This window comes from Amycolatopsis sp. NPDC004747, from assembly GCF_053601335.1.
In genome coordinates, this window is sequence record NZ_JBSGBQ010000017.1 from 177,337 (window position 1) to 201,989 (window position 24,653).

Here is a 24,653-nt window from a genome sequence, read left to right on the forward strand (position 1 = left end):
GCTCCGGGCACTTCCCTAGCGTCGGTCGGGCGAAACCCGACCGGCGACTTGGGGGAGCCATGACCGTCCGCACGGAAGTCAGACCCGCATCCGTCCAGCCGCAACCGAAGTGGTGGCGACGGCCCTGGGTGGCGCCGCTCGCCCTGGTCGTCGCCGTCTTCCTCGCCTACGCCGTGCCGCCCTACCTCACGCTCGATCCCGCGCGGTCGCGGGTTCCGGCGCCCGCCGGGTTCGCCGCGCACTACTGGCTGCTCGTCGCGCACATCGCCTTCGGGACCGTCGCCATCGTCGGGGTGATCCTGCAGATCTGGCCGTGGCTGCGCCGGACGCACCCGGTCGTCCACCGTCGCGTCGGGCGCGTCTACGTCTTCGGCGGGGCCATCCCGGCGGCCGTGATGGCCGCGACGGTCGGCGCGGTGAGCCCGTTCGGGCCGGTCGTCGCCGCGCTCGACGTCGTGGCCGCCGTGCTGTGGCTCGGCTTCACCGTCGCCGGGTGGCGGGCGGTGCGCCAACGGCGGTTCGGCGACCACCGGAAGTGGATGATCCGCAGCTTCGCGATGTGCATGAACACCCTGATGACCCGGGCCCTGTCCCCGGTCGGCTTCCTGGTGGTCATGCCGCGGGGCCTGGACAAGGAGACGATGATCCTCAGCGCCGCCACCGTGTCCGCCGCGCTGAGCGTCCTGACGCTGCTGGTGCTCAGCCAGTGGTGGCTCGACCGGACGCCGAAGCGGTCAGCCAGCGCGCGATGATCGTGCGCTGGATCTCCGACGCCCCTTCGTAGATCCGGGGTGCCCGGACCTCCCGGTACAGGTGCTCCAGCAGGTGCCCGCGCCGCAGCGCGCGGGCGCCGTGGAGCTGGACCGCCGAGTCGACGACGAACTGGGCCGCCTCGGTGGCGAACAGTTTCGCCATCGCCGCGCGGCCGCCGAGGTTCGGCTCGCCCGCGTCGTAGGCACCCGCCGCCGCGTAGACCAGCAGCCGGGCGGCTTCCGTGCGGGTGGCCATCTCGGCCAGCGTGTGGGCCACCGCCTGCTGCTTGATCAACGGGCCACCAAAGGCCTCTCGCTCACCCGTGTGGTCCACAGTGGCGTCCAGGGCGGCCTGGGCCATGCCGACGGCGAACGCGCCGACGCTCGGGCGGAACAGGTCCAGGGTCCGCATCGCCACGGCGAAGCCGCGGTTCTCCTCGCCGAGCAGCTCTTCCCGGCGGACTTCGACGCCGTCGAACGTCACCGTGCCGATCGGGTGCGGGCTCACCAGGTCCAGGTGCTCGCCGCCGAGGCCCGGGCGGTCGGCGGGGACGACGAACGCGCTCACTCCGCGGGAGCCCGCGCCCGGTGTCGTGCGGGCGAACACCGTGTAGAAGTCGGCCTCCGGCGCGTTGGAGATCCACATCTTTTCGCCGGTCAGGCGCCAGCCGTCGCCGTCCGGTTCGGCGGACAACGACAAGGCGGCCGCGTCCGAACCCGCGTCCGGCTCGGTCAGCGCGAACGCCGCCACCGCGTCGCCGGCCGCCACCGCGGGCAGCCACTTCGCGACCTGCTCGTCCCTTCCGGACTGGAGGACGGGGTAGCTTCCCAGTCCCTGCAACGCCAACGCGGTCTCGGCTTCCGTGCTCACCGTGGCGAGGTTCTCGCGCAGGATGCACAGGTCCGTCGCGGCCGCCTGCCGCGACGGCGTCCCCGAGGCGACACCGGGGAAGAGCCGGGCGAGCAGGCCGAGCGCGCCCATCGCCTTCAGCAACGGCCGGTTGACCGCACCCTCCAACCCGGACTCGGCGATCGGGAGCAGCTGCTCGGCTGCCAGCTGCCGCACTTCGGCGGCGAACGTCTGCTGCTCGGGGTTCAGCGTGAACGTCATGACGAAGCTCCCGGTCGCCAGCGGGCGTGGGCGGTGCCGGTGGGACCGGACCGGACGAGGTCGAGACGCGGCTCCGGCCCGTCGGAGCGGCCCGTCTGCGGCTTGCGGCTGCCCGCGGCGAACGGCTTCGGCCACGGCAACGGGTACCCTTGCTCGGCGGCCGCGTGCAACGTCCACTGTGGATCGTAAAGGTGGGTCCGGCCCAGCGCGCAGAGGTCCGCGCGCCCGGCCAAGATCAACGAGTTCACGTCGTCGTAGGACGAGATCGCGCCGACCGCGATCACCGCGATCCCGTACTCCTCGCCGATTTCGTTGCGGATCCGGTCGGCGTAGGGCGTCTGGTAGCTGCGGCCGTGCTGCGGGCGCTCCTCGCTGACGACCTGGCCGGTCGAGACGTCGATGCCCGCGGCGCCGTGGGCGGCGAACGCCCGGGCGATCTCGACCGCGTCGTCGGCGTCGATGCCGCCCTCGCACCAGTCGGTGGCCGAGATCCGGACCGTCATCGGCCGCTCGGCCGGCCACGCGGCCCGGACCGCGTCGAAGACTTCGAGGGGGAAGCGCAGCCGGTTCTCGAGCGAGCCGCCGTAAGCGTCCGTGCGCTGGTTCGTCAGCGGCGAGAGGAAGGACGACAGCAGGTAGCCGTGCGCGCAGTGGAGTTCGAGGACGTCGAACCCGGCCCGGGCCGCGGCTTCGGCACACGCGACGAACTGGTCACGGATCTCCGAGAGCTCCGAAGTGGACAGCTCGCGCGGAACCTGGTTCCGGTCCGAATAGGGCAGTGGCGAAGGGGCGCACACCTCCCAGTTGCCGGTCGGCAGCGGCTCGTCGATGCCGTCCCACATGAGTTTCGTCGAACCCTTGCGCCCGGAGTGTCCCAGTTGGACGCCGATGCGCGCGGGCGTCTGCGCGTGGACGAAGTCGACGATCCGCTTCCACGCGGCTTCCTGCTCGGCGGTGTAGAGACCGCCGCAGCCGGGCGTGATCCGGCCTTCGGGGGAGACACAGACCATCTCGGTCATCACCAGCCCGGCGCCGCCGAGGGCCTTGCTGCCCAGGTGCACCAGGTGGAAGTCGCGCGGCACACCGTCCACAGCGGAATACATGTCCATCGGCGACACGACGATCCGGTTGGGCAGCTCCAGCTCGCCCAAGGAGAACGGCTGGAACATCGGCGGCCGCGACGTGGTTCCGAGCGAACGTGCGAACCAGTTGTCGAGCTCGGTGGCGAACTCGGGGTCGCGCAGGCGGAGGTTGTCGTAGGTGACGCGGCGGCTGCGCGTGAGGATGTTGAACGCGAACTGCGGCGGCTCCTGGTGGGCGTACTGCGCGATGTTCTCGAACCACTCCAGGCTGGCCTGCGCGGCCCGCTGCGTCGACGTGACGACCGGCCGCCGCTCCAGCTCGTAGGCCTTCAACGCCTCCGCGACGCCGTCGTTTTCGTGCAGGCACGCGGCCAGCGCGAGCGCGTCCTCCATCGCCAGCTTCGTGCCCGAGCCGATCGAGAAGTGCGCGGTGTGCGCGGCATCGCCGAGGAGGACGACGTTCTCGTGCACCCAGGTCTCGCAGCGGACCGTGCCGAACGAGACCCACTTCGAATTGTTCGCCATGATCTGGTGGCCGTCGAGCACGTCGGCGCACAGCTCGCGGATCAGCGCGATCGACTTCTCGTCGCTCTCGCCCGGCTTGAGCGCGGTGGCCGCGATCGGGCCGAACGTCCGCTGCCAGACGTCCTCCTGCACCTCGAGGATGAACGTGCTGCCGTCGCGGCCGTACGGGTAGCCGTGGATCTGCATGATCCCGGCCGGCGTTTCGAGGACGTAGAACTTGAAGGCGTCGAACACCAGGTCCGTGCCCAGCCAGATGTACCGGCACCGACGCGTCTCGACGCTCGGCCGGAACGTCTCGGCGTACCGGTTCCGGACGGCGGAGTTGACCCCGTCGGCCGCGACGACCAGGTCGTAGCCGCTCAGGTCGGTGGGGGCGTCCTCGCGGAAGTGCAGGCCGACGCCGAGCTCGCCGCAGCGGCTCTGCAGGATGCCGAGCAGGCGTTTGCGGCTCATCGCCGCGAAGCCGTGGCCGCCCGAGGTGGTGACCGTGCCGCGGTAGTGGACGTCGATGTCGTCCCAGCGGGCGAATTCGGCCTTCATGGCTTCGTGGACGGCCGGGTCGGCGTGCTCGATGCCGCCGAGGGTCTCGTCGGAGAACACGACGCCGAAGCCGAAGGTGTCGTCGGGCGCGTTGCGCTCCCAGACGGTGATTTCGTGGCCGGGACCGAGCTGTTTCGCGAGCGCGGCGAAGTACAGACCCGCCGGGCCGCCACCGATGACCGCGATTCGCACGCCGTCCAGGGTATGTCGTGACGACTACGACCGTCAATAACGCGAAAGATGGCGTACCGTGTCCGGCATGGAACGCATCAACCCGCCGGAGCTGGGCAAGCCGTCCGGGTTCTCGCACGCGGTGGTGGCCGAAGGGCGGGTGGTCTTCCTCGCCGGCCAGACCGCGCTGGACGCGTCGAACAAGATCGTCGGCGACGGTGTCGTCGAGCAGTTCGAACGCGCGCTCGGCAACCTGCTGGCGTCCCTGCGAGCCGCCGGCGGCTCGCCGGCGGACCTCTGCAGCGTGACGATCTACATCGTGGACATGGAGGATTACCGGGCCCACGCGCGCGAGATCGGCCGGGTCTGGAAGCGGCTCGCGGGCACGGAGTACCCGGCGATGGCGGGCATCGGCGTGTCCCGGCTGTGGGACGAGGAGGCCCTGGTCGAGGTGCAGGGCTTCGCGGTGCTCAGCCGAGGTTGATCGCCTTGGCGACGAACGCGCGGGCCGGCGTCTCCAGCTTGGCGTGCAGCTCGAAGAACAGCTCGGCCGCGCGGACGCCGGACCAGCCGCGGGGCAGGAACTCCGCGGGCAGGCCGGGGTCGAGGTAGGGCATCCGCCGCCAGCCGGTCAGCACGCGGACGTAGTCGGCGAAGGCCTGCTCCTCGGTCACGGACTTGCGGCGCAGCGCCGGGCCGTGTTCGTCGAGGAACGTCGTGTACAGCTCGTCGAGGCGGTCGAGGTCCCACCACTGGCGGACCTTCGCCGTGATGTCGCCGAAGGCCAGGTGGTCGGCGCGGAACAGGTCCGCGTACCCGGCCAGGCCGAGCCGGGTGAGCGCTTCTTCGGTCGCCGCGTGCAGGTGGGCCGGGGCGATCCAGACGCCGGAGGCCGCGGTGCCGAAGCCCATCCGGGCGAGCTGGGTGCGCAGCAGGTGCCGCTTGTGGCGTTCGGTTTCGGGCACCGAGAACACCGCGAGCAGCCAGCCGTCGGCCGGGGTCGCGCGCCCGCGCCGGAAGATCCGCTCGTCGCCCTCGCGCAGGATCTCGCGGGCTTCGTCGGACAGCTCGTAGCCCGCCGTCGCGTCGCGGCGGACCGCTTCGAGGATCCCGCGCCGCTTCAGCCGGGAGATCGACGAGCGCACCGCGGGCTCGTCGACGCCGACGGCGGCCAGCAGGTCGATCAGCGAGGCGACGGAGAGCCAGCCGCCCTCGGTGCGCGAGTAGAGGCCGTACACCGTCACGATGAGCTGGCGAGGCTGGGCGGACCGGCCGGAGCCGTCCAGTTCGGTTGCCTCGGGTACGGCCGTCATCGCGCCACAATAACGAACGCCGGGCAACCTGGGGATATGCGTTTGGGAGCAGTTTGGAACTGGCGTTCGTCACGTCGTCGTTCGGAGTGTCCGGGAGCGACTGGCCGTTGCGCGCTTCGTCCCACGTCTATCCCCACGCGATCACCCGGCCCGCAGCGTCTTCTTGCCGCTGAGCGCCGCGCGCAGGAGGTTATCGGACGGGCCGCCCAGGCGTAGATCGTGCGCGACTTCCTCGATCCGAAGTCGGCGCCGGCCGCCGTCGACGAGTCGAAGACGACACGGAAGCGGTGAACGCACGCACAAGCCCCACCCTGCCACGCGGGGGGTGAGCTTCTGTGTTGTTCTGGAGCCGGACGTCCCGCTACAGCGGCTTGGCCAGTTCGCGTCGCCCATCGTCGGTGAGTACGTAGTATCGGTGGGTCTTGGCGGGCTCGTCCCAGCCGTCGACGAGCCACCCGCGGTCCTGCAGCTGGTTCAGCATCGGGTAGAGCCGCCTGCTGTGCACCTGCGCGTCGCGGCGCAGGTCTTCGGGGTAGAAGCGTGTTTCGGCTTCTCCTGCGAGCAGTACCGCCACCAGCCTGCGCATTTCCCGGGTCGACCGCATGGGTCGATCCTAGCTCTCGTCGTCCTGCGTGGGCGGGCCCTGCGACCAGCGGAACAGGCTCGATCGGTAGCCGGCGCCGGGGTGGGTCGGGCCGGTTGGCTGCGGCGGGGGATAGCTTCCCGCCGAGCCTCCGAAGGCCACGTTGCCTGCTTGGCCTCCGGCGAGGCAGCTGCGGCGGTCGCGTCGGCGAAATTTCGGCCTCTTCGGCATGGCGTCTCCTAGCGCTTCGGCGGTTTCGGTTGGATCGGCCGGGGCTGTGGGCCGGGGTTGCCGCGGGTGGGTGACGCGGGCGTGTCCTTGCCCGGCCCTGGCCTCGTCGGTCCTGGTCCAGCGGGGTTCCGCGGCATCGGCCTTCCTCGGTTCGGTGTGCGGAGCAGGTGGAACCCGGCCGACGCGCCGATTGAGGGCAGCGCGCCGGCCGAGGGCTCAGCGGGTTTGCCGCATGTGCTGCTGCGGGATGCCACGCTCGCGGCGGTAGACCGAATCGCAGCGCGGGCACGCGGTCGGTACTCCGTGGTCGCGGCGCTGCTCGTGCGGCAGGAACGTGGCGGATGCGGTGGCGCCGCAGAGCATGGTGATGCCCTGGCCGGGCTGCGGGATGCCGGAGAGCCGGGTCCGGTGCCACTCGCCGTTGATGACCGGGTGGATGGCCTCGAAGTCGATGTAGATCACCGCGCTCATCGGGTATCCCGCTCCGAATCGAACGCCCGGAGGGAGGCGGCTGCGTCCTGCCGGTCTTTGTCGGTCATCTCGGCGCTCGACCTGAGCTGTCGCCATCTCGCATCGTCACGAGGTTGACGCTAGGAGCGATAATGGCTGGTAGGAGGAGCCCGAGGAGGTGGCCATTCGCAAGAGGTGGCCAGAACTGGGGGCCAGGGCGATGGTGGCCACCTGTCATGGCGCGAACCGCGAGGAGCACGAGTGGAGCAGCAAGGGGTCGGCGCACTGCTCCGAACCGAGCGCAAACGCGCCGGCCGCTCTCAAACCGATCAGGCCGAGGTGCTTTCCGCGATTGCGGGGCGGGCCGTCACGCGCAACGAAGTATCGCGGTGGGAGTCCGAGCGACGACTGCCCACCCCGTTCTGGCAAAGGCATATCGCTGCGAGCTTCGAAGTCGGTGTGCAGGAGATTCAGGTCGCGGTCACGATGACGCGAACAGAACAGCGGAAGGCGAAGGCAGGAGAGACAGTGCGGCGGCGTGAGTTCATCGGAGCAATGGCCGCGCTGGCAATTCCGCTCGCCCACACCGAACAGCAGGCCGGGCGTCGGATCGGGCAATCCGACATCGACGAGCTGCGCCGCCGAACTGCGCGCCTCCGTCGCCTCGACAACATAATGGGCGGCGCCGAGACCTTCCCGGTGTACTCCGCTGAAGTCGACTTCACGCAGCGGCTGCTTCGCGAATCCAGTCACTCGATCGACATCGGCCAGCAGCTACTCGCCCTCCTGGCCGAGCAGCAGCAACAGGCTGGCTGGGCAGCGTTCGACCACGGCCGGCATGCCATTGCTCAGCGGCTCTACAGCGACAGCCAGACAGCCGCCGAGGAAGCCGGAGCTCTCGACTTGGCTGGGAACGCCCTGGCCTACGCCGCCTATCAGCGGACCACCACGGCGCAGAGCGGCACCGAGCTGGCGAGCAACTCGTGCGAGGTCGCACGGCCGATGGCCACGCCGAAGGTGAGCGCCCTGCTGTTCGACCGGAAGGCGTGGGCTCACGCGACCGCGCGCGAGCCGCAGGAGGCCGACCGGGCGCTGAACGAGGCCCGCGAAGCTCTCCACTCGCGTGCCGACCGGGCGGACCCGGACTGGGTGTTCTGGGTCGACGAGGCCGAGATCGACATCATGGCCGGCCGCTGCTGGACCGAGCTTCGCCGACCGCTGCGGGCCGTGCCGGTGCTGGAGCGCGTGCTTGCCGGGTTCGACGACACGCATGCCCGCGACAAGGCGCTGTACCTGACGTGGCTCGCCACGTCCTACCTGCACGCCCACGAGGTCGAGCAGGCTGCCGCGACCCTCGGACGCGCGGCGGACCTGGCCGCTGGTGTCGGCTCGATCCGCCCCGCCGCCCGTATCCAGGCCATCGCCCGCCAGCTGACGCGGTACCGCTCGACGCCGATGGTCGGCGACCTCCTGGCCCGGCTCGAGGTCTAGCGCGGCCGGGTGGACTCCTCCGCCCACGCCAGGTAGTCAGCCGAGCCGCGCACCAGCTCGACGGCCGTGACCTCCGGTTTGTCCCACGGGTGGTTCGCGACGATGTGCGCCTCCAGCTCGCTGTACCGCACGTCCGTGGTTTTGAACGTCACGTTGAACTCTTCGCCCTTTCCACTCTCGCCGAGGTGCCAGAAGAACGACGTGACCGGGCCGATGACCTGTGCTGTGCCGGCGAGCCGGGCGGCGACGGCCGAGCCCGCCAGCTTCTCACCGGATTCACGATCTGGGGTTGCTGTCGTCACGACAAGATGAACGGTCATGACCCGAGCCTAGGGGCGACCGGACCGTGGTCAGCCGGCTACGCCGTGATCGTCGGCGGGCACGGTGAACACCACGGCCGGCACGACCGCGGCGGCGACCGGCACGATCACCAGCGCCCGGATCAGATGTTCCGGACCGAGTAGGTGACCGTGAGCTGATCGAGCGCGGCCTGCAGCACGGGGCGTCGTTGAGTGCGCGGGTCTGCGCGATGTCGCCGACGGTAGGTGCCACTGGTCCAGTGATCGCGCCACGATGGCAACTCCGGCCCCGATCGCTCCGCTACGATTTCGCCGCGATGCTGCCAGCCACCAAGGGGATCTTCGACCGGCTCACCCGCCGGGGCCGCCTGATGACCAAGCGGGCCTGCGACCGGCAGGGCCACGTGCTGCGCTCCGGGCGCTTCCTCTTCCGCACCCCGACCGCGTGGGAGTACGCCGCCGCCGTGGCCGGGGGCAGCGATCCGGCCGCGCAGCGGTGGCTCGGCTGGCAGCGCGACTCGATCGTCGCCGAGCCGGCGCGGGCGGACGCGCTGCGGGTCGTGCCCGGCACCGGCCCGGACTGGGCGTCGCCCGATCCTCAGTCCGTCGACCTGGTGATGATCGACCTCGAGGCCAACCGCTGCGCCGGGCTGGTGAGCGTGCACACCGGTGAGGACGGCGGCCCGGAGACCGGCGGCTACCTCGCGCCCGCCTACCGCGGCCGCGGGTACGGGCGGGTGCTCTTCGCGGCCGGGCTGACGCTGGCGCACGACCACCTCGGCCTGGCGCGGGTGCGGGCCGGCGCCGAGGTCGGCAACTTCGCCAGCGCGCGGTCGCTGGAGGCCGCCGGGCTCGCCCGCGTCGCCGGCCCGCCGACGTACCGGCTGCCGGACGGCCGGGTCACCGAGGCGTGGTGGTTCCAGCACGACGTCCCGCGCCCGGCGCGCTGTGCCGGCCCGCAGGCGAAGTGGTTTCCGGCGGCTTCGGTGCTCTAAAACTTCGGCTGTCGCCGACGTTTTCCGCGGCTAACTTCGCGGCATGACTTCGCTTTCCGCTCCGGTTCCGCCCGTGCCCCTCGACGTCCGTCCGGGGAGCGTTGCCTGGCTGCGCGCGTCCGTGGCCCGCTTCAGCAACGGCGCCGACCACGTCCGCCGCCGGGCGCTCGCCGTGGCCGCGCTGGCTTCGGTCGACGCGGATGCGTTGCAGCACAAAGCGTTCTCGCGTACCCGCCGGATCGTCGCCGACCTCGAAAGCGTCGACGTGATGGCCGGGATCGCCCGGCCGGTGCCGGTCGGCGTGCTCGCCGAGGCGCTGGGCCTGCCGGACGTCTCGGCCGACGTGGTCGGAGTCGCGGCGGCCTACCACCCGCACGTGGAGCCGGATGCGGCGGCCGAAGCGGCGTCGACGCGGCTGGTGGGGGTCTGCGGCGGGCCGACCGAGCTCGCGGCGGCCCGGATCGGCCTGCTCGTCCAGGCCTGCGACGCCACGGCGGGCCTGATCGGCAACGGGCTTTTCGCGGCACTGACCGGGAAACCCGCCGAGCAGCCGGTGCTCGCCACGCGCCGCCGGATCGGCGGCGAGGACGTCGCGGTGTCCCTCGCCGGGACGCCGTTCGGGGCGGGGCCGCGCGCGTGCCCGGGATCGCGCCACGCCCTCGCCCTCGCCGCCGGCGTTCTCGAGGCGTTGCGCGGGTTTCGCCTGACGGAAACGGAAATCTCCTGGGTTCCGGCGCCGAATCTCCGGATGCCCGCGGTCCTGCGGGTGACCCGCGGGTGACCTGCCGCGGCCTTCTGCTAAGACTTACCGCGTTCATTTCTCGGGGGAAGGCGGGGAATTGCTGTACTTCAACGGCCTGCTCGGCATCGTCACGTTCGGACTGTGGATCTTCTGCCTGGTCGACGTGATCACCACGGACGAGTCGTCGTGCCGCAACCTGCCGAAGGGGCTGTGGCTGCTGCTCGTCCTGGTGGTGCCGCTGGTCGGCTCGATCATCTGGCTGGTGGCGGGCCGTCCGGAGCAGGTGACGCGGGCGCGCGGCCCGTACGAGCGCCACTCGCCGGCCTTCCCGGAGTACGACCGGCCGGGCCGGTTCGCGGCGACCAACCCGGAGGACGACGAAGAATTCCTCCGCAGGTGCCGGGAACGCGCGGAAGCCCAGCGCAAACTGGCCCGCGAAAAGCGCGGCGACGAATAACGCGCCTCAGCAGGTCGGGCCGTCGCAGGTCCCGCGTTCGTAGGCTTCGAGGGTCGAGATCACCAGCTGCCGCTCGGCGGGGGTCAGCGGCGTCAGCGCGTCGCTCCAGGCCCGCGCGCCGTTGGCGAGCCAGGCGTCGACCGCCGGGCGCTTGTCCTCGGTGATGCTGACGATCGTGCGGCGGCGGTCGGCCGGGTCTTCGTCGCGGTTCAGCACGCCCTGGCGGCTGAGGTCGCCGACCATCAGGCTCGCCGTCGTCGGGGCCACCTGGAGGCGGGTGGCCAGCTCGGTGACCGTCATCGGGCCGTCGAAGAGCAGGTACGACAGCAGCGAGAGGTGCCGCGGCGCCAGCGCGCAGCCGTCCAGCTCCGCCGGCACCGGCGTCCGCTTCGCCCGGCCGACCAGGCGCGGCATGAGCAGCAGGAGCTGCCGCACGCCGTCCTCGACACTCGGTCCGGCCTCCGTTGACACCGCTCACCTCCGATCGGTAGCTTTGCTTGCAAAGCAAACGCTTCGGCCCGGCCGAGCCTACCTCGCGTCCGGTCGAGCGTACCGGCCAGAAACAGGGGATCCCATGACCACGCCAGCCGACATGAACGACTTCAACAAGCAGGTAGTCGAGGAGTTCCGGGCCAACGAAGGCAAGGTCGGCAACTACTTCGAGGGCAAGAACGTGCTCTTGCTCACCACCATCGGCGCGAAGACCGGGGCGGAGCGCCTGTCCCCGCTCGTCTACACCAAGGACGGCGACCGCTACGTCGTCGCCGCGTCCATGGGCGGCGCGCCGAAGAACCCGGCCTGGTACCACAACCTGGTCGCCAACCCGAAGGTCACGGTCGAGGTCGGCACCGAGACGTTCGAGGCCACGGCCACGGTGATCACCGACCGCGCCGAGCGCGACCGCCTGTACGCGGGCATGGTGGCGCACGCCGAAGGCTTCGCGGAGTACGAGACGAAGACCGACCGGCTCATCCCGATCGTGGTCCTCGAGCGCTAGCGGCGAGGTCCGGGGAGGCCGGGGGTGACGGCTTCCGGTCGTGCGGTGGGAACCGCTCCACCCCTCCGGAGGCCGCCCTCACCCCTGGTCCGGCTTACGGGCCGCGCGGGCCCGGCGTTTGCCCTCGTGCATCGCCACCACCCGCGCGATCGGGATCGTGTGGCCCTCCTCGACCAGGTCCGCGGGCAGCACGAACGGCTCCGGCATCTCCTCCGTCCACGGGTCGCCGCCGGCCAGGAGGTCCGGGGCCGTGTGCACCGTGAAGTCGGCCGGCGCCACGGAATCGACGTCGGCCCAGCGGACCGGGAACGACACCGGGGCGCCCGGGCGGTGGCGCGGGCTGTAGACCGAGACGACCGTGGCGCCGCCGGCCCGCGTCGAATCCAGGAACACCTTGCCCTCGCGGCGCTCGACCACGAACTCCGTCGTGCCCAGTTCCGGGTCGATCCGCTCGGCCCGGGCCGCGACCGCGCGGGTCGCCGCCGCGATGTCCTCCGTCGCCTGCCCGGGCGCGAGCGGCACGAAGACGTGGACACCCTTGGAGCCGCTGGTCTTCACCGCGCCGTCGAGGCCGTCCTTGCGCAGTGCCTCCCGCACCAGCTTCGCGGCCCCCACGGCCAGTGAGAACGGGGCGTCCGCGGGCGGGTCGAGGTCGAGGATCAGGTGCGTCGGCCCGTTCGCGGGCTCGCCACGGAACAGCGACGTGTGGTACTCGATCGCGCGCTGGTTGCCGAACCAGATCAGCGTGCGCAGGTCGTTGCAGAGGCCGTAGGTGACTTCGCGGCGCGAGCGGTCGGCCCACAGCGCCCGGCGCGCCACCCACTCCGGCGTGTACTTCGGCAGGTTCTTCTGCATGAACGGCCCCTGGCCGCGCAGCACCCGCACGACGCTGAGCAGCCGGTCGTGCAGCTCCGGCAGCATCCGCCCGGACACCGCTTCGAGGTAGTCGAGCAGCTCGCGCTTGGTGACCTTCGCGCCGGGGAAGACCTCCTGGTCGAGACTGCTCAGCTTGACGCCGTGCCACACCTCATCACCGCTCATCCGCCCTACCCTCGTGGTCCCGCGGGAAGCGGTCAACTCTCAAACAGGCGGACGTCCGGCGCGCAGCCGCCACCGCAGATCCTGCAGGCAGAGGTTGAACGGGAACCGCCGCAGCGGCCCGGGCAGCACGCGGACGACCCGGCCGAGCGCGCCGAGCAGCGCGTCGAACCGGCGTTGGTCGGCGGCGGTCCAGGGCAGCCGCATTTCGTCGCGGAAGCGCTGCGGGAGGAAGCCGGTGGTGACGAACCGGTGGAACCGCCGCCCGGGCACGGCGAAGACCGGCGGCAGGAACTCCAGGTCGACGATCCGGGTCAGGTAGCGGCGGACCGGGTCGTCGATGCGCACCTCGGCCAGCCCGCCGGCCCAGTACTCCGCGAAGGCCGCCCGGTCCGCGGGCCACATCTCCGGCCGCACTTGCAGCGTGGTGCCGAAGACGGCGGCCTCGGCGTAGAAACGCTCGGCCTCGCCGCCGAAGAACGCCAGGTAGACGTCTTCGAACCCCTTGTACAGGCAGGCCGCGACCCACAGCTGGAGGTCGGTGTCGAAGGCGTCGTAGGCGACCGGGCTCGACGCCGTCGAGCGCACCTGCGCGTGGGCCCGGTTGACGCCCTGCCGGTAGGCCGCGCGCTCGGCGTCGGTGCCCATCGTCGCGACCGCCAGGTAGGTCAGCGTGGTCCGGGTCCGCTTCACCGGGTGACGGAAGAGGTTGCCGCTGTCGACCCGGCTCTCCAGGACGCCGTGCCCGACGGGCGCGCGGGACAGCTGCATGATCACGTTCGCGCTGCCGGCCAGCAGCCCGGCGCCGATGACGGCGTCGCGGAGGGCGGTCTCGGTCATCACCCGAGAGAACGCCGCTGTTGACGACCTGTCAAGAGCGGTAAGCCGCCCGGGCGAACGCGATCAACGCCCGCGCGGCCGGGCTCAACGGCCCTTCCGTCCGCCAGGCCAGCGCGAGCGCACCCCGCAGCCCCGGCCCGCCGAGGCCGATGATCCGCAGCTCCGTCTGGTGGTACCGGGCCAGCGACTCCGGCACGATCGCCACCCCGAGCCCGCGCACCGCCAGCTGCACCAGGACGTTCGGGTCGGCCGCTTCGAACGCGATCCGCGGCGTGCGCCCCTCTCGGGCGAACGCGGCGTCCAACGCCGTGCGCAGGCCCGTCCCCTTCGGCAACGCCATCAGCGCCACGCCGTCGAGCTCGGGAATGCCGACTTCGTCCCGGTCGGAGAGCGGGCCGGACGCCGCGGTGACGGCCAGGAACGGCTCCTCGAGCAGCACCTGCGTCCCGATGCCGGGTGGCGGCGCCGTCGAGATGCCGACGACGGCGAGGTCGAGCCGTCCCTCGCGCAGCCCGGCCAGCATGGTCTCGGAATCGGCCTCCGACAGCGTGATCTCCACCGCCGGGTACCGCTCGTGGAAGCCGGCCAGCAGGTCGGGCAGCCCGACCGGGCCCGCCGACGTCACCATGCCGATCGCGACCTGCCCGCGGACCAGCCCGGCGAGCTCCTCGACGGCTTCGCGCACCCCCTGGACCGCCGCGAGCGCGGCCCGGGCGTGCGGCAGGGCCGCGGCGCCGACGTCGGTGAGCCGGACCGTCCGGCCGGAGCGGTCCAGCAGTTGCTGCCCCAGCTCCCGTTCCAGGCGTTTGACCTGGGCGCTCACCCCGGGCTGGGCGACGTGCAGCCGCTCCGCCGCGCGCGTGAAGCTGCCTTCCTCCGCGACGGCGACGAAGTAGGCGAGCTGGTGCAGTTCCATAAGCGTTGATTCTAGTCCGCAGAAAAACCAGATCTTGGACTTCTGATCGAGTCCGTTCGAAGCTGGAGACAGCGAACGAAAGGACTCGAGATGCACCTCCTCCGCCCCGGTCAGGACGGCTACGCCGAAGAAGTCGCCGGTTTCCAGACGGCGGTGCCCACCTCGCCCGCGGCCGTCGTGGCCGCCGAAAGCGCCGAGGACGTCGTCGCCGCGGTGCGCCACGCCGCCGAGCACCGCCTGTCCGTCGCGGTCCAGGCCACCGGGCACGGCCTGACCGCGGGCACCGACGGCGTCCTGATCAGCACCCGCCGGATGACCGGGGTCGAGATCGACGCCGCGGCCCGCACCGCCCGGGTGGCGGCGGGCGCCCGGTGGGAAGCGGTGATCGAAGCCGCCGGCCGGCACGGCCTGGCGCCGCTCAGCGGCTCGTCGCCCGACGTCGGCGTCGTCGGCTACACGCTCAGCGGCGGCTTCGGGCTGATGGCCCGCCGGTACGGCCGCGCCGCCGACCACGTCCGGGCCATCGACGTCGTGACCGCCGACGGCGAACTGCGGCGCGCCGAGCCGGGCTCGGAGCTGTTCTGGGCGCTGCGCGGCGGCCGCGACGGCTTCGGTGTCGTCACGGCCATCGAGTTCGAGCTCCTGCCGGTGCGCGAGCTCTACGGCGGCAGCCTCACCTTCGGCGGCGCCGACGTGCCTGCCGTGCTGCGGGCGTGGCGGACGTGGTCGGCGGCCGCGCCGGACGCGCTGACGACGTCACTGGCCATGATCCGGTACCCCGACCTGCCGGTGGTGCCCGAGCCGGTGCGCGGACGGCACGTCGCCCAGGTCCGGATCGCCTACCTCGGTGAGGACGGCGACGACCTCGTCGCGCCGCTTCGGGCCGTCGCCCCCGCGCTGACCGACACCGTGCGGCGGATGCCGTTCACCGAGTCGGGCTCGATCGCGGCCGAGCCGCGGCAGCCGCACGGCTACCACGGCACCAACGCGACCGTCTCCCAGCTGAACGACGCCGTGCTCGACGCGATCGTCGAGCACGCCGGCCCGGGTGCGGCCGCGCCGCCGGTGCTGATCATCGACCGGCTGGGCGGCGCCCTCGCCCGCACCCCGGAGACACCGGGCCTGGGCTGGGACCGCTCGGCCGAGTACGTCGTCCGCGCCTTGTCGGTGGTCGGCGACGACGGTGTCGCGGCGGTCCGGCGCGCGCACGCGAAGCTGTTCGACGCGCTGGCGCCGTGGACGACCGGACGGCTCCTGCCGTTCGTCTACGGCGAGCACGCGCCGGAGGAGCTGGCGGACGGCGTTTTTCCGCCCGCCGACCTGCGGCGGCTCCGGGAGCTCAAGCAACGGTACGACGCCGGGAACGTCTTCCGGGCGGGATGAGGAGGGCACCCGGCCGCAAACGGGCGGCGCCATATACTCGCCCGGGCCTGGTCACACCGTTAGGGGAACCGTTTTGCGCACGATGAGCCACGAGGACTACCTCGGCATGCGGCGGTTCCCCGGGCTCGACGGCCTGCGCGCGCTCGCCGCGACGATGGTCGTCTTCTTCCACTTCGGCGGGCCGAACTGGACGTGGCTTTCGGGCTGGGTCGGCGTCTACCTCTTCTTCGTGCTGTCCGGGTTCCTGATCACCACGCTGCTGCTGCGCGAGCAGGACCGGACCGGCCGGATCTCGCTGTCGAACTTCTACATCCGGCGCGTGTTCCGGATCCTGCCGCCGTACCTGGTGATCCTGGGCGGGATCGTCGCGTTCGTCATCCTGCGCGGCGAGTTCCACTCCCGCGACTTCCCGCAGGCGCTGAAGTACTACCTGACGTTCCTGAACGAGTTCCTGCCGGCGGCCACCACCGGCACGGACAACTTCTTCAGCGGCTCGTGGACGCTGGGGATCGAGGAGAAGTTCTACCTGGTCTGGCCGTTCCTGCTGGTGGCGATCGGGGTCGGCGCGGCCAAGCGCAAGTTCCTGCTGGTCGGCGCGTCGATGGTGGCCCTGCTGGCCCTGGTCCCGCCGACCACCGGCGGCTTCGTGCTGAACGAGTCCCAGACGGCGATCTACCGCTCGACGATCCACTACTTCATCCTGGCGGGCGGCTGCCTGCTGGCGATCCTGCTGCACTACCGCCGCGGGTACGCGCTGCTGAAGCCGCTGACGCACCCGCTGGCGGCGATCCCGATCGTGGCGGCGTTCGCGCTGCTGCACACGAACTTCGACGACCTCTGGCACGAGACGCGCAACAACCTGTGGCTGCTGGTCGCGTACGCGGCGCTGACGATGCTGCTGCTGATCGTGCTGGTCAGCCCGGGTCCGCTGCGCCGGCTGCTCAGCACGGCGCCGATGCGGTTCGTGGGTGAGCGGTCGTACTCGCTGTACCTGCTGCAGGGGCCGGTGCACTTCGCCGTCGTGCAGGCCGTGCCCGGGCTCGCACCGCACCGGACCGTCTCGGCGCTGACGGTGTTCATCGTCGGCCTGGCGATCGCGGACCTGATCCACCGCTGGGTCGAGAAGCCGCTGATCGACGTCGGCAAGCGGCTCATCGCCGGCAAGGAAGCCCGGCGCGCGGAACGGCAGGAAGCCGGGCGTCCCGCCGAGCTGCGCGCCGAGCCCGCACCGGTCGGCTCCTGAGCCGGCCCCGTTCGGCGATCAGGCGGCCTGGTTGTGGCCGTAGCCGAGCGGACGGCGCAGGGTCGCGCGGGAGAGCGTGATGATCCGGGCAGGCTCGACGCGGTGGCGGGCCAGCCAGCCGACGTCCCGCCCGAACGACCACGTCAGCGACGCCAAGGCGAGGGCGACCGCGGCGAACGTCACCGGCAGCGGCAGCAGGGCTGACACCGCGACCACCAGCACCACGCCCTGCACGGCCGCGACCGTCTTGCGGGCCATGCTCGGGTACAGGGGTGCGGTCAGCCACGGCATGGTCCACGACGCGGCGACGAACACGTACCGCATCAGGCCGATCGCCAGCACCCACAGCCCGAGCGTGCGGGACACCTGGATGCACAGCAGCAGGATCAAGAACGCGTCGACCTCCATGTCGAAGCGCGCGCCGAACTCCGACGCCGTGCCGGTGCGGCGGGCCACCTGGCCGTCGAGGCCGTCCAGGAGCAGCGCCACGCCGACCAGCCCGACCAGCCACCCGAGGGAGAACCCACCCTCGGCGATGAGCGCCGCGGCGCAGCCGACAAGGATCGCTCGGGCGAACGTGATCCAGTCCGCCGGCCCGAACGCGCCGCGGCCGCTGCGGCGCAGCCCCCACTCGGTGAGCAGCACCAGCGCGAAGCCGTAGACGACTCCGGTCGCCCAGGCGAGCGGCGTGAAACCGCCCGCGAAGACCCCCGCGGCGAGCACCGGCGCCGGAATCACCGAACGCAGGAGAAGGTCGTGTTTGATCATCGTCGACTCCGCGAATTGCTCATAGGGTGGCGACACCAGCCTCCGGTCGCCTGCTGAGGAGAAACACGTGGAACAGGCTTTCTGGGTTCAACGCCCCGGCTCGGGACAGCTGCGGGAGGAGGGGCTGCCGGTGCCCGGGCCGGACGACGTGCTCGTCCGGACGCTCTGCTCCGGCGTCAGCCGCGGCACCGAAACCCTCGTCTTCCGCGGTGGTGTCCCGGCGAGCCAGCACGACGTCATGCGCGCCCCGTTCCAGGAGGGTGAGTTCCCCGGCCCGGTCAAGTACGGGTACCTCAACGTCGGCGTCGTCGAACAGGGCCCGGCACACCTGGAGGGCAAGACGGTCTTCTGCCTCTACCCGCACCAGACCGCCTACGTCGTCCCGGCGGCCGCGGTGACGCCGGTGCCGGACGCCGTTCCACCCGGGCGCGCGATCCTCGCCGGCACGGTCGAAACCGCGGTCAACGCCGTGTGGGACGCCCGCCCGCGGCTCGGCGACCGGATCGCCGTGATCGGGGCCGGGATGGTCGGCGCGAGCGTCGCCAAGCTGCTCGGCGGCTTCCCGGCGACCCGGGTCCAGCTGGTCGACGTCGATCCGGCCAAGGCGGACATCGCCGCCGCGCTCGGCGTGGAGTTCTCGACGCCCGAAGAAGCCCGAGGCGACTGCGACCTGGTCGTGCACGCGAGCGCGTCCGAAGCGGGTCTCGCGAAGGCCCTGGAACTGCTCGCGCCGGAAGGAGAGGTCGTCGAGCTGTCGTGGTACGGCGACCGCCGGGTGAGTGTCCCGCTCGGCGAGCACTTCCATTCGCGGCGGCTGGTGATCCGCAGCAGCCAGGTCGGGACGGTCGCGCGGCCGGACCGCAGCTACGCCCAGCGCCTCGGCGTCGCCATGGAGCTGCTGGCCGATCCCGCGTTCGAAGCACTGGTCGACGGCGAGTGCATGTTTGAGGATCTGCCATCGGTGTTACCCCGGTTGGCGGCAAATGAACTTTCCGCCCTGTGCCTCCGTGTCATGTATCAGCCGCAGTGACCACGTCCACCCGTACGCATCGGAGGTCTTGGTGTTCAGCATCACCGTCCGTGACCACGTGATGGTCGCCCACAGCTTTCGCGGGGAAGTCTTCGGTCCCGCGCAACGCCTGCACGGGGCGACCTTCCTGGTGGATGCGACTTTCCGCCGTACCGAACTCGACGAGGACAACATCGTCGTCGACATCGGCAAGGCCACGGAGGAGCTCGGGGCGGTGCTCAGCGACCTGAACTACCGCAACCTCGACGACGAGCCCGAGTTCAAGGGCATCAACACCTCGACCGAGTTCCTCGCGAAGGTCATCGCCGACCGCCTGGCCGACGCCGTCCACGCCGGACGCCTCGGCGAGGGCGCGCGCGGCCTCGAAGGGATCACCGTCTCGCTGCACGAGTCGCACGTCGCCTGGGCGAGTTACGAGCGTGCACTGTGAACAGTCTCTACGTCGTTCTCCCGGGGGACGTCGACGACTCGTCCGTCCCCAGCGGCGGCAACACCTACGACCGCCGGATGTGCGACCGGCTCGCCGCGGCGGGCTTCGACGTGCACGAGATCGCCGTCTCCGGCAGCTGGCCGCGGCCGGACACCGAGACCCGTGCGGTACTCGGCCACCTCCTCGCCGCGCTGCCCACCGGCTCGGCCGTGCTGCTCGACGGCCTGGTCGCCTGCGGGGTGCCCGAGGTCGTCGTCCCGCAGGCCCGGCGGCTGTCGGTGTCGGTGCTGGTGCACCTGCCGCTGGCCGACGAGACCGGCCTGCCGCCCGCGCTCGCCGCCGAGCTCGACGCGCTCGAGCGGGAGACGCTGGCGGCCGTCGGCTCGGTCGTCGCCACCAGCGAGTGGGCCGCGCGCCGGCTGATCGCCCACCACGGCCTGGCCCCGCACCGGGTGCACGCGGTGACACCGGGCGTCGACCCCTCGCCGCTGGCCATCGGCACCGACGGCGTGTCCCGGCTGGTCTGCGTGGCCAACGTGACCCCGCGCAAGGGCCAGGGCGTGCTCGCCCAGGCCCTGGAGACCGTCGCCGACCTGCGCTGGACCTGCGAATGCGTCGGCGGGATCCGCCGCGAAACCAAGTACGTCGAGCGGCTGCGCGAGCACCGGCTCGGCGACCGCTTCAAGCTCACCGGCCCCCGCACCGGCCGGGCGCTCGAGGCGACCTACCACACCGCCGACCTGCTCGTGCTGCCTTCGCGCGCCGAGACCTTCGGCATGGTCGTCACCGAGGCCCTCGCCCGCGGGGTGCCGGTGCTGACCACCGACGTCGACGCGCTGCCCGACACGGTCGGCGTCGCGCCGGACGGCTCGGTGCCCGGCATGCTCGTGCCCGGTGACGACGTCGAAGCGCTCGGCACCGCCCTGCGCCGCTGGCTCACCGAGCCGGCGCTGCGGACGCGGCTGCGCGCGTCGGCGAAGCTGCGCCGCGAGACCCTGACCGGCTGGGACGACACCGCCCGCCGGATCGCCGACATCCTCCTGCGGCAGGAGGCGGCGGCATGACCGCGTTCGCTCCCGACTGGCTCTACCTGCGCGAACCCGCGGACGCGGCGGCCCGTGCCACGGGGCTCCTCGACCCGCTGCAGGACCACCTGCCGAACGGCGAGGAGGTCGTCATCCGCGACCTCGGCTGCGGCACCGGCTCGCTCGGCCGCTGGCTGGCCGCCCGCCTGCCCCGCACCCAGCGCTGGATCCTGCACGACCACGACACCGAACTGCTCGCCCGCGCGCAGGGGAGCCTCCCGGGAACCGCGCTCGACGGCAGCCCGGTCACCGCCGTCGCCGAGCAGCGCGACATCACCGCGCTGCGGGCCGAGGACCTCGCCGGGACGTCGCTGGTCACCGCGTCCGCCCTGCTCGACCTGCTGACCAGGGCCGAGATCACGGCACTGGCCACCTCGATCGTCGAGGCCGGGTGCGTGGCGCTGCTGATGCTTTCGGTGACCGGCCGGGTGGAGCTCTCGCCCGCCGACCCGATCGACCCGGCCATCGCCGCCGCGTTCAACGCCCACCAGCGGCGGGTCACCGAAGACGGCCGCCGGCTGCTCGGCCCGAACGCCGTCGACGTCGCCGCGGCCGAGTTCCACCGGCTCGGCGCCACGGTCCGCCGCGCCGAGACCGCCTGGCGGCTCGGCCCGGACCAGGCGGAACTGCAGCGGCAGTGGCTGGAGGGCTGGGTCGGCGCCGCCGTCGAGCAGCTGCCCCACCTGCGCCCGGTCGCCGAGGTCTACCTGCGGCGACGGATCGAGCAGGCGGCGGCAGGCGAGCTGCACGCGGTGATCCACCACGCCGACCTGCTGGTCCTGCCGCCGAGCCTGGAGGTGGCGGCGTGAAGCGCGCACTGGCCTGGCTGCGGATCCTGGGCGCGGCCGGCATCCTCGCCGTCCTCGTCTGGCAGCTCGGCAGCGCCGCCTTCCTCGACGGCCTCGGCCGGATCAGCGCCGCCGGCGTCCTGGCCGCCCTGGCCATCGGCCTGGCGACCACGGTGTTCAGCGCCGGCCGCTGGCAGATCGTCGCCACCCGGCTCGGCCTGCGGCTTTCGCTGCGCGCCGCGGTCGGCGACTACTACCGCGCGCTGTTCCTCAACGGCGTGCTGCCGGCCGGCGTCCTCGGCGACGTCCACCGCGCGGTGCAGCACGGCCGCGACAGCGGCGACGTGCCGCGCGGCGTGCGGGCCGTCGTCCTGGAGCGCACCGCGGGCCAGGTCGTGCTCATCGCGTCCGCGGTCACCGTGGTGCTCGCGTCGCCCTCGGTCGTGCCCGGCGCGTTCCGCGAGGTCGTCGTGGGCGCCGGGGTGGTCGTCGTGCTGGCCGCGGTCGCCGCGCTGGTCGTGGGCCGGGTGCTCGGCGGGAAGTGGATCCACAGCCCGTCGAAGTTCCGCCGCGGCTTCGCCGTCACCCTCGCCGACGTCCGGCTGGGCCTGCTGACCCGGGAGACCTGGCCGAGCGTGGGCTTCCTGTCCGTCGCCACCCTGGCCGGGCACCTGGCGCTGTTCGTCGTCGCCGCCCGCGTCGCCGGGGTGGACGCGCCGGTGTGGCAGCTCGTGCCCCTGATGGTCCTCGCGCTGCTCGCGATGGGTCTCCCGCTCAACATCGGCGGCTTCGGCCCGCGCGAGGGCGTCTGCGCCCTGCTCTTCGGCGCGGCCGGTCTGGGGGCCGCCCAAGGTGTCACCGTCGCCGTGGTCTACGGCGTGCTCACGCTGGTCGCGAGCCTGCCCGGCGCCGGTGTCCTGCTCGTCCGGAGCGTCGCCGGGTTCCGCGTTACCCGCGCTCCGCACACCGGTGCCGTGCCCGCTCCGCGCGTTGCGGCCGGCACCGGGATCGAAACGGAAGTGGGGTTACAGTCATGACCGTAAGCGAAGTCGTCGGGGATCTGCCGCGCCGGGCCGTGGTGGAGCGGGTGGTCGAAACCCGGCTGCCGACCCGGCACGGGACGTTCCGCGCGGTCGGGTACCTCGACCGCAGCGGCACCGAGCAGGTCGCGCTGGTCTACGGCGAAGTCTCCCCGCTCGGCGCGCTGACCAGGGTGCACAGCGAGTGCCTGACCGGCGACGTCTTCGGCTCGACGCACTGCGAATGCGGCGACCAGCTGGCGGCGGCACTGGACCGGATCGTCGAGGAGGGCTCGGGCGTGCTGGTGTACGTCCAGGGCCACGAGGGCCGCGGGATCGGCCTGCTCGCGAAGCTCGAGGCGATGCGGCTGCAGCAGGACGAGGGCCTCGACACGGTCGACGCGAACGTGGTGCAGGGCCTGCCGGTCGACGCCCGCGACTACCACGCGGCGGCGGGCATCCTGGCCGACCTCGGCATCCGCTCGGTGCGGCTGCTGTCGAACAACCCGAAGAAGGTCGAACAGCTCACGCACTACGGAATCCGGATCAGCGAGCAGGTTCCCCTGCTGGTTCCGCCGAACCCGGAGAACCTGCGGTACCTGCGGACGAAGGCCGACCGAATGGCCCACCTCCTCCCGCACCTCGACCAAGCCTTCGCCGGCTCGTGAGTGGTAAGGCGGGTGCTAACCCGCCTTACCACTCACGACAAGCCGCGGCAGACTCAGGAGCCGAGCACTTCCAGCACCCCGGCGAACCGCTGGACCAGCGTGTCCAGCAGGACGTGCCCCTTGGCCGCACTGGCCAGCGAAGGACGGCCGACCACCCCCGACTCCGTGTACGCCCGCAGGCCCAGCGTCAGCAGGTGCTCCCGGTCGGTGACGTGGTCGGCCTCCTCCCGCCCCGGGCGGACCAGGTGCGGGTGGGCGTGCAGCAGGATCGACGTCTCCAGCTCGCCCGCGTGCATGTCGTCGTCCAGCGAGGTCCGCAGGCCGGCGGCGGTGTGCGCGGCCTGCCAGTCGGCGACGCCGGGGAACAGCGCCATCGCGCCCGCCGCCTCCTGGACCACATTGGACAGTACGTAGTTGCCGCCGTGCCCGTTGACCAGCACGAGCCGGTCCACCCCGGACGCCTTCAGCGACGCGGCGACGTCGGTGACCACCGCGTGCAGCGTGCGGGCGGAAATGCTCACCGTGCCCGCCCACCCCGCGTGCTCGTGCGAGCACGAGATCGTGATCGGCGGCAGGTGGAGGACCGGGTACGCCTCGGCGACCGCGCGGGCGAGAGTGGCCGCGATCACCGTGTCGGTCGCCAGCGGCAGGTGCGCGCCGTGCTGCTCGAAGCTGCCCACCGGCAGCACCGCGACCGACGCCCGCCGCTCCTGCTCGTCGGCGGTGGTGGCGAGCGGGAACAGATCGGTCATCTCCGCGGCCCTTCTCTAGGGTTGGTGGCATGACCGAGCATGCCGCACTACTGGACGTCGCGCGCGAGGCCGTGGCGAAGGCGACGGAGATCGTCAGGTCGCGCCCGAGTTTTTCCGTTTCCGCGAAAGGCGATCGCGATCTGGTCACCGACGTCGACACCGCGGTCGAGGACGCGCTGCGCGAGTTCCTCGCCGCCGAGACGCCGGAGATCGGCATCCTCGGTGAGGAGCGCGGCCGCAGCGGGGAGCGCGGTGGCCGCTGGTGGGCGCTCGACCCCATCGACGGGACCGCGAACTTCGCCCGCGGAATTCCACTCTGCGGGATTTCCTTGGCGCTCGTGGACGGCGAGCACAGCACGGTTGCCGCGATCGCGTTGCCGTACCTCGGCGTCACGTACACCGCCGCGCGCGGCGAAGGTGCCTTCGCCAATGGAAAGCGCGTCGGTGCTTCGACCGCGACGGAGCTGTCCGACGCGATGATCGCCGTCGGGGACTTCGCGGTCGGCGAGCTCGCCGAGGAGAAGAACCGCGCGCGGCTGACGCTGCTTTCGGACCTCGGCGCGCGGGCGCAGAAGATCAGGATGCTCGGCACGGCCGCCATCGACCTCGCCTGGGTGGCGGACGGAAAGCTTGACGCCGCACTGATCCTGTCCAACAACCCATGGGACACGATGGCCGGCGTGCTGCTCGTGCGCGAGGCCGGCGGCGCCGTCGTCGACCACGACGGGAGCGAGCACACCGTCGGTTCCGCGGCGACGATCGCCGTCGGCGCCGGGCTGCGCAAGGAGATCGTGGACGCACTTGATCGCGCGTACGGGGTTGTTCGTTAGGATTCCCGGGTACACCGTGGGCGGCGCCACAGCGCTCGTTTGCGCTGTCCGCGCAAGGTTTTCGGTTACGTTGGTACCGGTCGGCCGCCCAGCCTGGCATGCTGACCGGATCTCGTGGGCCACT

At 71.9% G+C, this 24,653-nt stretch carries 28 protein-coding genes; 16 read left to right on the forward strand and 12 right to left on the reverse strand.

All coding sequences use genetic code 11. The features are described 5' to 3' along the window. The first annotated feature begins 128 nt into the window (after nt 1-128). The gene (locus ACWEGE_RS27155; RefSeq protein ID WP_449663310.1) at nt 129-752 is read left to right on the forward strand and encodes a DUF2306 domain-containing protein; all 624 of its coding nucleotides are present in this window, start codon (nt 129-131) and stop codon (nt 750-752) included. Here the strand turns inward: ACWEGE_RS27155 and ACWEGE_RS27160 are convergent. Together ACWEGE_RS27160 and ACWEGE_RS27165 are read right to left on the reverse strand one after the other, a co-directional pair. Further along, the gene (locus ACWEGE_RS27160; RefSeq protein ID WP_449663258.1) at nt 700-1,863 is read right to left on the reverse strand and encodes an acyl-CoA dehydrogenase family protein; all 1,164 of its coding nucleotides are present in this window, start codon (nt 1,861-1,863) and stop codon (nt 700-702) included. The two genes, ACWEGE_RS27155 and ACWEGE_RS27160, sit on opposite strands and share 53 nt — an antisense overlap. Beyond that, on the reverse strand, nt 1,860-4,202 hold the full coding sequence (locus ACWEGE_RS27165; RefSeq protein ID WP_449663259.1) for a bifunctional salicylyl-CoA 5-hydroxylase/oxidoreductase: 2,343 nt from the start codon (nt 4,200-4,202) through the stop codon (nt 1,860-1,862). Before ACWEGE_RS27165 ends, ACWEGE_RS27160 begins: the two co-directional genes overlap by 4 nt. Nucleotides 4,203-4,269: 67 nt before the next feature. Between ACWEGE_RS27165 and ACWEGE_RS27170 the strand changes: the two genes are divergently transcribed. Beyond that, nucleotides 4,270-4,665, forward strand: coding sequence for a RidA family protein (locus tag ACWEGE_RS27170; protein ID WP_449663260.1), 396 nt, complete (start codon nt 4,270-4,272; stop codon nt 4,663-4,665). Here ACWEGE_RS27170 and ACWEGE_RS27175 read toward each other — a convergent pair. The 3 genes from ACWEGE_RS27175 to ACWEGE_RS27185 form a co-directional block, all read right to left on the reverse strand. Beyond that, entirely contained in the window at nt 4,652-5,494 is an 843-nt protein-coding gene (locus tag ACWEGE_RS27175; RefSeq protein WP_449663261.1) for a PaaX family transcriptional regulator, read from the reverse strand. The two genes, ACWEGE_RS27170 and ACWEGE_RS27175, sit on opposite strands and share 14 nt — an antisense overlap. Nucleotides 5,495-5,855: 361 nt before the next feature. Beyond that, the gene (locus tag ACWEGE_RS27180) at nt 5,856-6,098 is read right to left on the reverse strand and encodes a helix-turn-helix transcriptional regulator (RefSeq protein ID WP_449663262.1); all 243 of its coding nucleotides are present in this window, start codon (nt 6,096-6,098) and stop codon (nt 5,856-5,858) included. 426 nt (nt 6,099-6,524) lie between these two features. Then, the gene (locus tag ACWEGE_RS27185; RefSeq protein ID WP_449663263.1) at nt 6,525-6,779 is read right to left on the reverse strand and encodes a hypothetical protein; all 255 of its coding nucleotides are present in this window, start codon (nt 6,777-6,779) and stop codon (nt 6,525-6,527) included. 240 nt (nt 6,780-7,019) lie between these two features. Between ACWEGE_RS27185 and ACWEGE_RS27190 the strand changes: the two genes are divergently transcribed. Next, the gene (locus ACWEGE_RS27190; protein ID WP_449663264.1) at nt 7,020-8,249 is read left to right on the forward strand and encodes a hypothetical protein; all 1,230 of its coding nucleotides are present in this window, start codon (nt 7,020-7,022) and stop codon (nt 8,247-8,249) included. On the opposite strand, the gene cutA is transcribed toward ACWEGE_RS27190, so the two are convergent. After that, nucleotides 8,246-8,569: a divalent-cation tolerance protein CutA gene (cutA, locus tag ACWEGE_RS27195; RefSeq protein ID WP_449663265.1), complete on the reverse strand. Its 324-nt coding sequence runs from the start codon at nt 8,567-8,569 to the stop codon at nt 8,246-8,248. The genes ACWEGE_RS27190 and cutA overlap by 4 nt on opposite strands. Before the next feature lie 296 nt (nt 8,570-8,865). On the opposite strand from cutA, the gene ACWEGE_RS27200 reads away from it, so the two are divergent. The 3 genes from ACWEGE_RS27200 to ACWEGE_RS27210 all read left to right on the forward strand — a co-directional run bounded on the left by ACWEGE_RS27200 (nt 8,866) and on the right by ACWEGE_RS27210 (nt 10,742). Then, nucleotides 8,866-9,543: a GNAT family N-acetyltransferase gene (locus ACWEGE_RS27200; protein WP_449663266.1), complete on the forward strand. Its 678-nt coding sequence runs from the start codon at nt 8,866-8,868 to the stop codon at nt 9,541-9,543. A 121-nt stretch (nt 9,544-9,664) separates the two neighbouring features. Further along, nucleotides 9,665-10,324 carry a hypothetical protein gene (locus tag ACWEGE_RS27205; RefSeq protein ID WP_449663311.1) on the forward strand — a complete coding sequence of 220 codons (660 nt, stop codon included), beginning with the start codon at nt 9,665-9,667 and terminating at the stop codon, nt 10,322-10,324. 58 nt (nt 10,325-10,382) lie between these two features. Further along, a complete protein-coding gene (locus tag ACWEGE_RS27210) occupies nt 10,383-10,742 on the forward strand; it encodes a PLDc N-terminal domain-containing protein (RefSeq protein WP_449663267.1) in 360 nt (119 codons plus the stop codon). A 6-nt stretch (nt 10,743-10,748) separates the two neighbouring features. Here the strand turns inward: ACWEGE_RS27210 and ACWEGE_RS27215 are convergent, their stop codons facing one another. Continuing rightward, entirely contained in the window at nt 10,749-11,213 is a 465-nt protein-coding gene (locus ACWEGE_RS27215) for a MarR family winged helix-turn-helix transcriptional regulator (protein ID WP_449663268.1), read from the reverse strand. A gap of 103 nt (nt 11,214-11,316) precedes the next feature. Here ACWEGE_RS27215 and ACWEGE_RS27220 point away from each other — a divergent pair, with 103 nt between their 5' ends. Then, a complete protein-coding gene (locus ACWEGE_RS27220; protein WP_449663269.1) occupies nt 11,317-11,739 on the forward strand; it encodes a nitroreductase family deazaflavin-dependent oxidoreductase in 423 nt (140 codons plus the stop codon). Between the two features lie 78 nt (nt 11,740-11,817). On the opposite strand, the gene ACWEGE_RS27225 is transcribed toward ACWEGE_RS27220, so the two are convergent. From ACWEGE_RS27225 to ACWEGE_RS27235, 3 genes are read right to left on the reverse strand one after another with little or no spacing between them, the layout of a single operon-like run. Next, nucleotides 11,818-12,780 carry a DNA polymerase domain-containing protein gene (locus ACWEGE_RS27225; RefSeq protein ID WP_449663270.1) on the reverse strand — a complete coding sequence of 321 codons (963 nt, stop codon included), beginning with the start codon at nt 12,778-12,780 and terminating at the stop codon, nt 11,818-11,820. 39 nt (nt 12,781-12,819) lie between these two features. Next, nucleotides 12,820-13,617 carry an oxygenase MpaB family protein gene (locus ACWEGE_RS27230; protein ID WP_449663271.1) on the reverse strand — a complete coding sequence of 266 codons (798 nt, stop codon included), beginning with the start codon at nt 13,615-13,617 and terminating at the stop codon, nt 12,820-12,822. Nucleotides 13,618-13,648: 31 nt separating this feature from the next. After that, the gene (locus ACWEGE_RS27235; protein WP_449663272.1) at nt 13,649-14,533 is read right to left on the reverse strand and encodes a LysR family transcriptional regulator; all 885 of its coding nucleotides are present in this window, start codon (nt 14,531-14,533) and stop codon (nt 13,649-13,651) included. Between the two features lie 90 nt (nt 14,534-14,623). Between ACWEGE_RS27235 and ACWEGE_RS27240 the strand changes: the two genes are divergently transcribed. Both ACWEGE_RS27240 and ACWEGE_RS27245 read left to right on the forward strand, forming a co-directional pair. Next, a complete protein-coding gene (locus ACWEGE_RS27240; protein ID WP_449663273.1) occupies nt 14,624-15,916 on the forward strand; it encodes an FAD-binding oxidoreductase in 1,293 nt (430 codons plus the stop codon). Nucleotides 15,917-15,998: 82 nt separating this feature from the next. Beyond that, nucleotides 15,999-17,159, forward strand: coding sequence for an acyltransferase family protein (locus ACWEGE_RS27245; protein ID WP_449663274.1), 1,161 nt, complete (start codon nt 15,999-16,001; stop codon nt 17,157-17,159). Between the two features lie 18 nt (nt 17,160-17,177). Here the strand turns inward: ACWEGE_RS27245 and ACWEGE_RS27250 are convergent, their stop codons facing one another. Further along, nucleotides 17,178-17,927, reverse strand: coding sequence for a CDP-alcohol phosphatidyltransferase family protein (locus ACWEGE_RS27250; RefSeq protein ID WP_449663275.1), 750 nt, complete (start codon nt 17,925-17,927; stop codon nt 17,178-17,180). 67 nt (nt 17,928-17,994) lie between these two features. Between ACWEGE_RS27250 and ACWEGE_RS27255 the strand changes: the two genes are divergently transcribed. From ACWEGE_RS27255 to ribA, 6 genes are read left to right on the forward strand one after another with little or no spacing between them, the layout of a single operon-like run. Continuing rightward, a complete protein-coding gene (locus ACWEGE_RS27255) occupies nt 17,995-18,957 on the forward strand; it encodes a zinc-dependent alcohol dehydrogenase (protein WP_449663276.1) in 963 nt (320 codons plus the stop codon). Nucleotides 18,958-18,988: 31 nt separating this feature from the next. Beyond that, complete coding sequence (locus tag ACWEGE_RS27260) at nt 18,989-19,387, forward strand: 6-pyruvoyl trahydropterin synthase family protein (RefSeq protein ID WP_449663277.1); 399 nt, start codon at nt 18,989-18,991, stop codon at nt 19,385-19,387. Then, the gene (locus ACWEGE_RS27265) at nt 19,384-20,451 is read left to right on the forward strand and encodes a glycosyltransferase family 4 protein (protein ID WP_449663278.1); all 1,068 of its coding nucleotides are present in this window, start codon (nt 19,384-19,386) and stop codon (nt 20,449-20,451) included. Before ACWEGE_RS27260 ends, ACWEGE_RS27265 begins: the two co-directional genes overlap by 4 nt. Further along, nucleotides 20,448-21,281: an SAM-dependent methyltransferase gene (locus ACWEGE_RS27270; protein ID WP_449663279.1), complete on the forward strand. Its 834-nt coding sequence runs from the start codon at nt 20,448-20,450 to the stop codon at nt 21,279-21,281. Before ACWEGE_RS27265 ends, ACWEGE_RS27270 begins: the two co-directional genes overlap by 4 nt. After that, a complete protein-coding gene (locus ACWEGE_RS27275; RefSeq protein ID WP_449663280.1) occupies nt 21,278-22,297 on the forward strand; it encodes a lysylphosphatidylglycerol synthase transmembrane domain-containing protein in 1,020 nt (339 codons plus the stop codon). The genes ACWEGE_RS27270 and ACWEGE_RS27275 overlap by 4 nt, the downstream gene beginning before the upstream one ends. After that, nucleotides 22,294-22,947: a GTP cyclohydrolase II gene (gene ribA, locus ACWEGE_RS27280; protein ID WP_449663281.1), complete on the forward strand. Its 654-nt coding sequence runs from the start codon at nt 22,294-22,296 to the stop codon at nt 22,945-22,947. Before ACWEGE_RS27275 ends, ribA begins: the two co-directional genes overlap by 4 nt. Before the next feature lie 53 nt (nt 22,948-23,000). Here ribA and ACWEGE_RS27285 read toward each other — a convergent pair whose 3' ends face one another. Further along, complete coding sequence (locus ACWEGE_RS27285) at nt 23,001-23,699, reverse strand: creatininase family protein (RefSeq protein WP_449663282.1); 699 nt, start codon at nt 23,697-23,699, stop codon at nt 23,001-23,003. A 29-nt stretch (nt 23,700-23,728) separates the two neighbouring features. Here ACWEGE_RS27285 and ACWEGE_RS27290 point away from each other — a divergent pair, with 29 nt between their 5' ends. Beyond that, a complete protein-coding gene (locus tag ACWEGE_RS27290) occupies nt 23,729-24,529 on the forward strand; it encodes an inositol monophosphatase family protein (RefSeq protein WP_449663283.1) in 801 nt (266 codons plus the stop codon). Nucleotides 24,530-24,653: the final 124 nt, after the last annotated feature.

Coding starts and splice junctions, on each gene's coding strand:
- cutA (WP_449663265.1), bottom strand. CDS start 8,569: ATGACCGTTCATCTTGTCGTGACGACAGCAACCCCAGATCGTGAATCC.
- ACWEGE_RS27185 (WP_449663263.1), bottom strand. CDS start 6,779: ATGAGCGCGGTGATCTACATCGACTTCGAGGCCATCCACCCGGTCATC.
- ACWEGE_RS27240 (WP_449663273.1), top strand. CDS start 14,624: ATGCACCTCCTCCGCCCCGGTCAGGACGGCTACGCCGAAGAAGTCGCC.
- ACWEGE_RS27245 (WP_449663274.1), top strand. CDS start 15,999: ATGAGCCACGAGGACTACCTCGGCATGCGGCGGTTCCCCGGGCTCGAC.
- ACWEGE_RS27235 (WP_449663272.1), bottom strand. CDS start 14,533: ATGGAACTGCACCAGCTCGCCTACTTCGTCGCCGTCGCGGAGGAAGGC.
- ribA (WP_449663281.1), top strand. CDS start 22,294: ATGACCGTAAGCGAAGTCGTCGGGGATCTGCCGCGCCGGGCCGTGGTG.
- ACWEGE_RS27175 (WP_449663261.1), bottom strand. CDS start 5,494: ATGACGGCCGTACCCGAGGCAACCGAACTGGACGGCTCCGGCCGGTCC.
- ACWEGE_RS27200 (WP_449663266.1), top strand. CDS start 8,866: ATGCTGCCAGCCACCAAGGGGATCTTCGACCGGCTCACCCGCCGGGGC.
- ACWEGE_RS27170 (WP_449663260.1), top strand. CDS start 4,270: ATGGAACGCATCAACCCGCCGGAGCTGGGCAAGCCGTCCGGGTTCTCG.
- ACWEGE_RS27220 (WP_449663269.1), top strand. CDS start 11,317: ATGACCACGCCAGCCGACATGAACGACTTCAACAAGCAGGTAGTCGAG.
- ACWEGE_RS27230 (WP_449663271.1), bottom strand. CDS start 13,617: ATGACCGAGACCGCCCTCCGCGACGCCGTCATCGGCGCCGGGCTGCTG.
- ACWEGE_RS27285 (WP_449663282.1), bottom strand. CDS start 23,699: ATGACCGATCTGTTCCCGCTCGCCACCACCGCCGACGAGCAGGAGCGG.
- ACWEGE_RS27270 (WP_449663279.1), top strand. CDS start 20,448: ATGACCGCGTTCGCTCCCGACTGGCTCTACCTGCGCGAACCCGCGGAC.
- ACWEGE_RS27160 (WP_449663258.1), bottom strand. CDS start 1,863: ATGACGTTCACGCTGAACCCCGAGCAGCAGACGTTCGCCGCCGAAGTG.
- ACWEGE_RS27250 (WP_449663275.1), bottom strand. CDS start 17,927: ATGATCAAACACGACCTTCTCCTGCGTTCGGTGATTCCGGCGCCGGTG.
- ACWEGE_RS27225 (WP_449663270.1), bottom strand. CDS start 12,780: ATGAGCGGTGATGAGGTGTGGCACGGCGTCAAGCTGAGCAGTCTCGAC.
- ACWEGE_RS27290 (WP_449663283.1), top strand. CDS start 23,729: ATGACCGAGCATGCCGCACTACTGGACGTCGCGCGCGAGGCCGTGGCG.
- ACWEGE_RS27180 (WP_449663262.1), bottom strand. CDS start 6,098: ATGCGGTCGACCCGGGAAATGCGCAGGCTGGTGGCGGTACTGCTCGCA.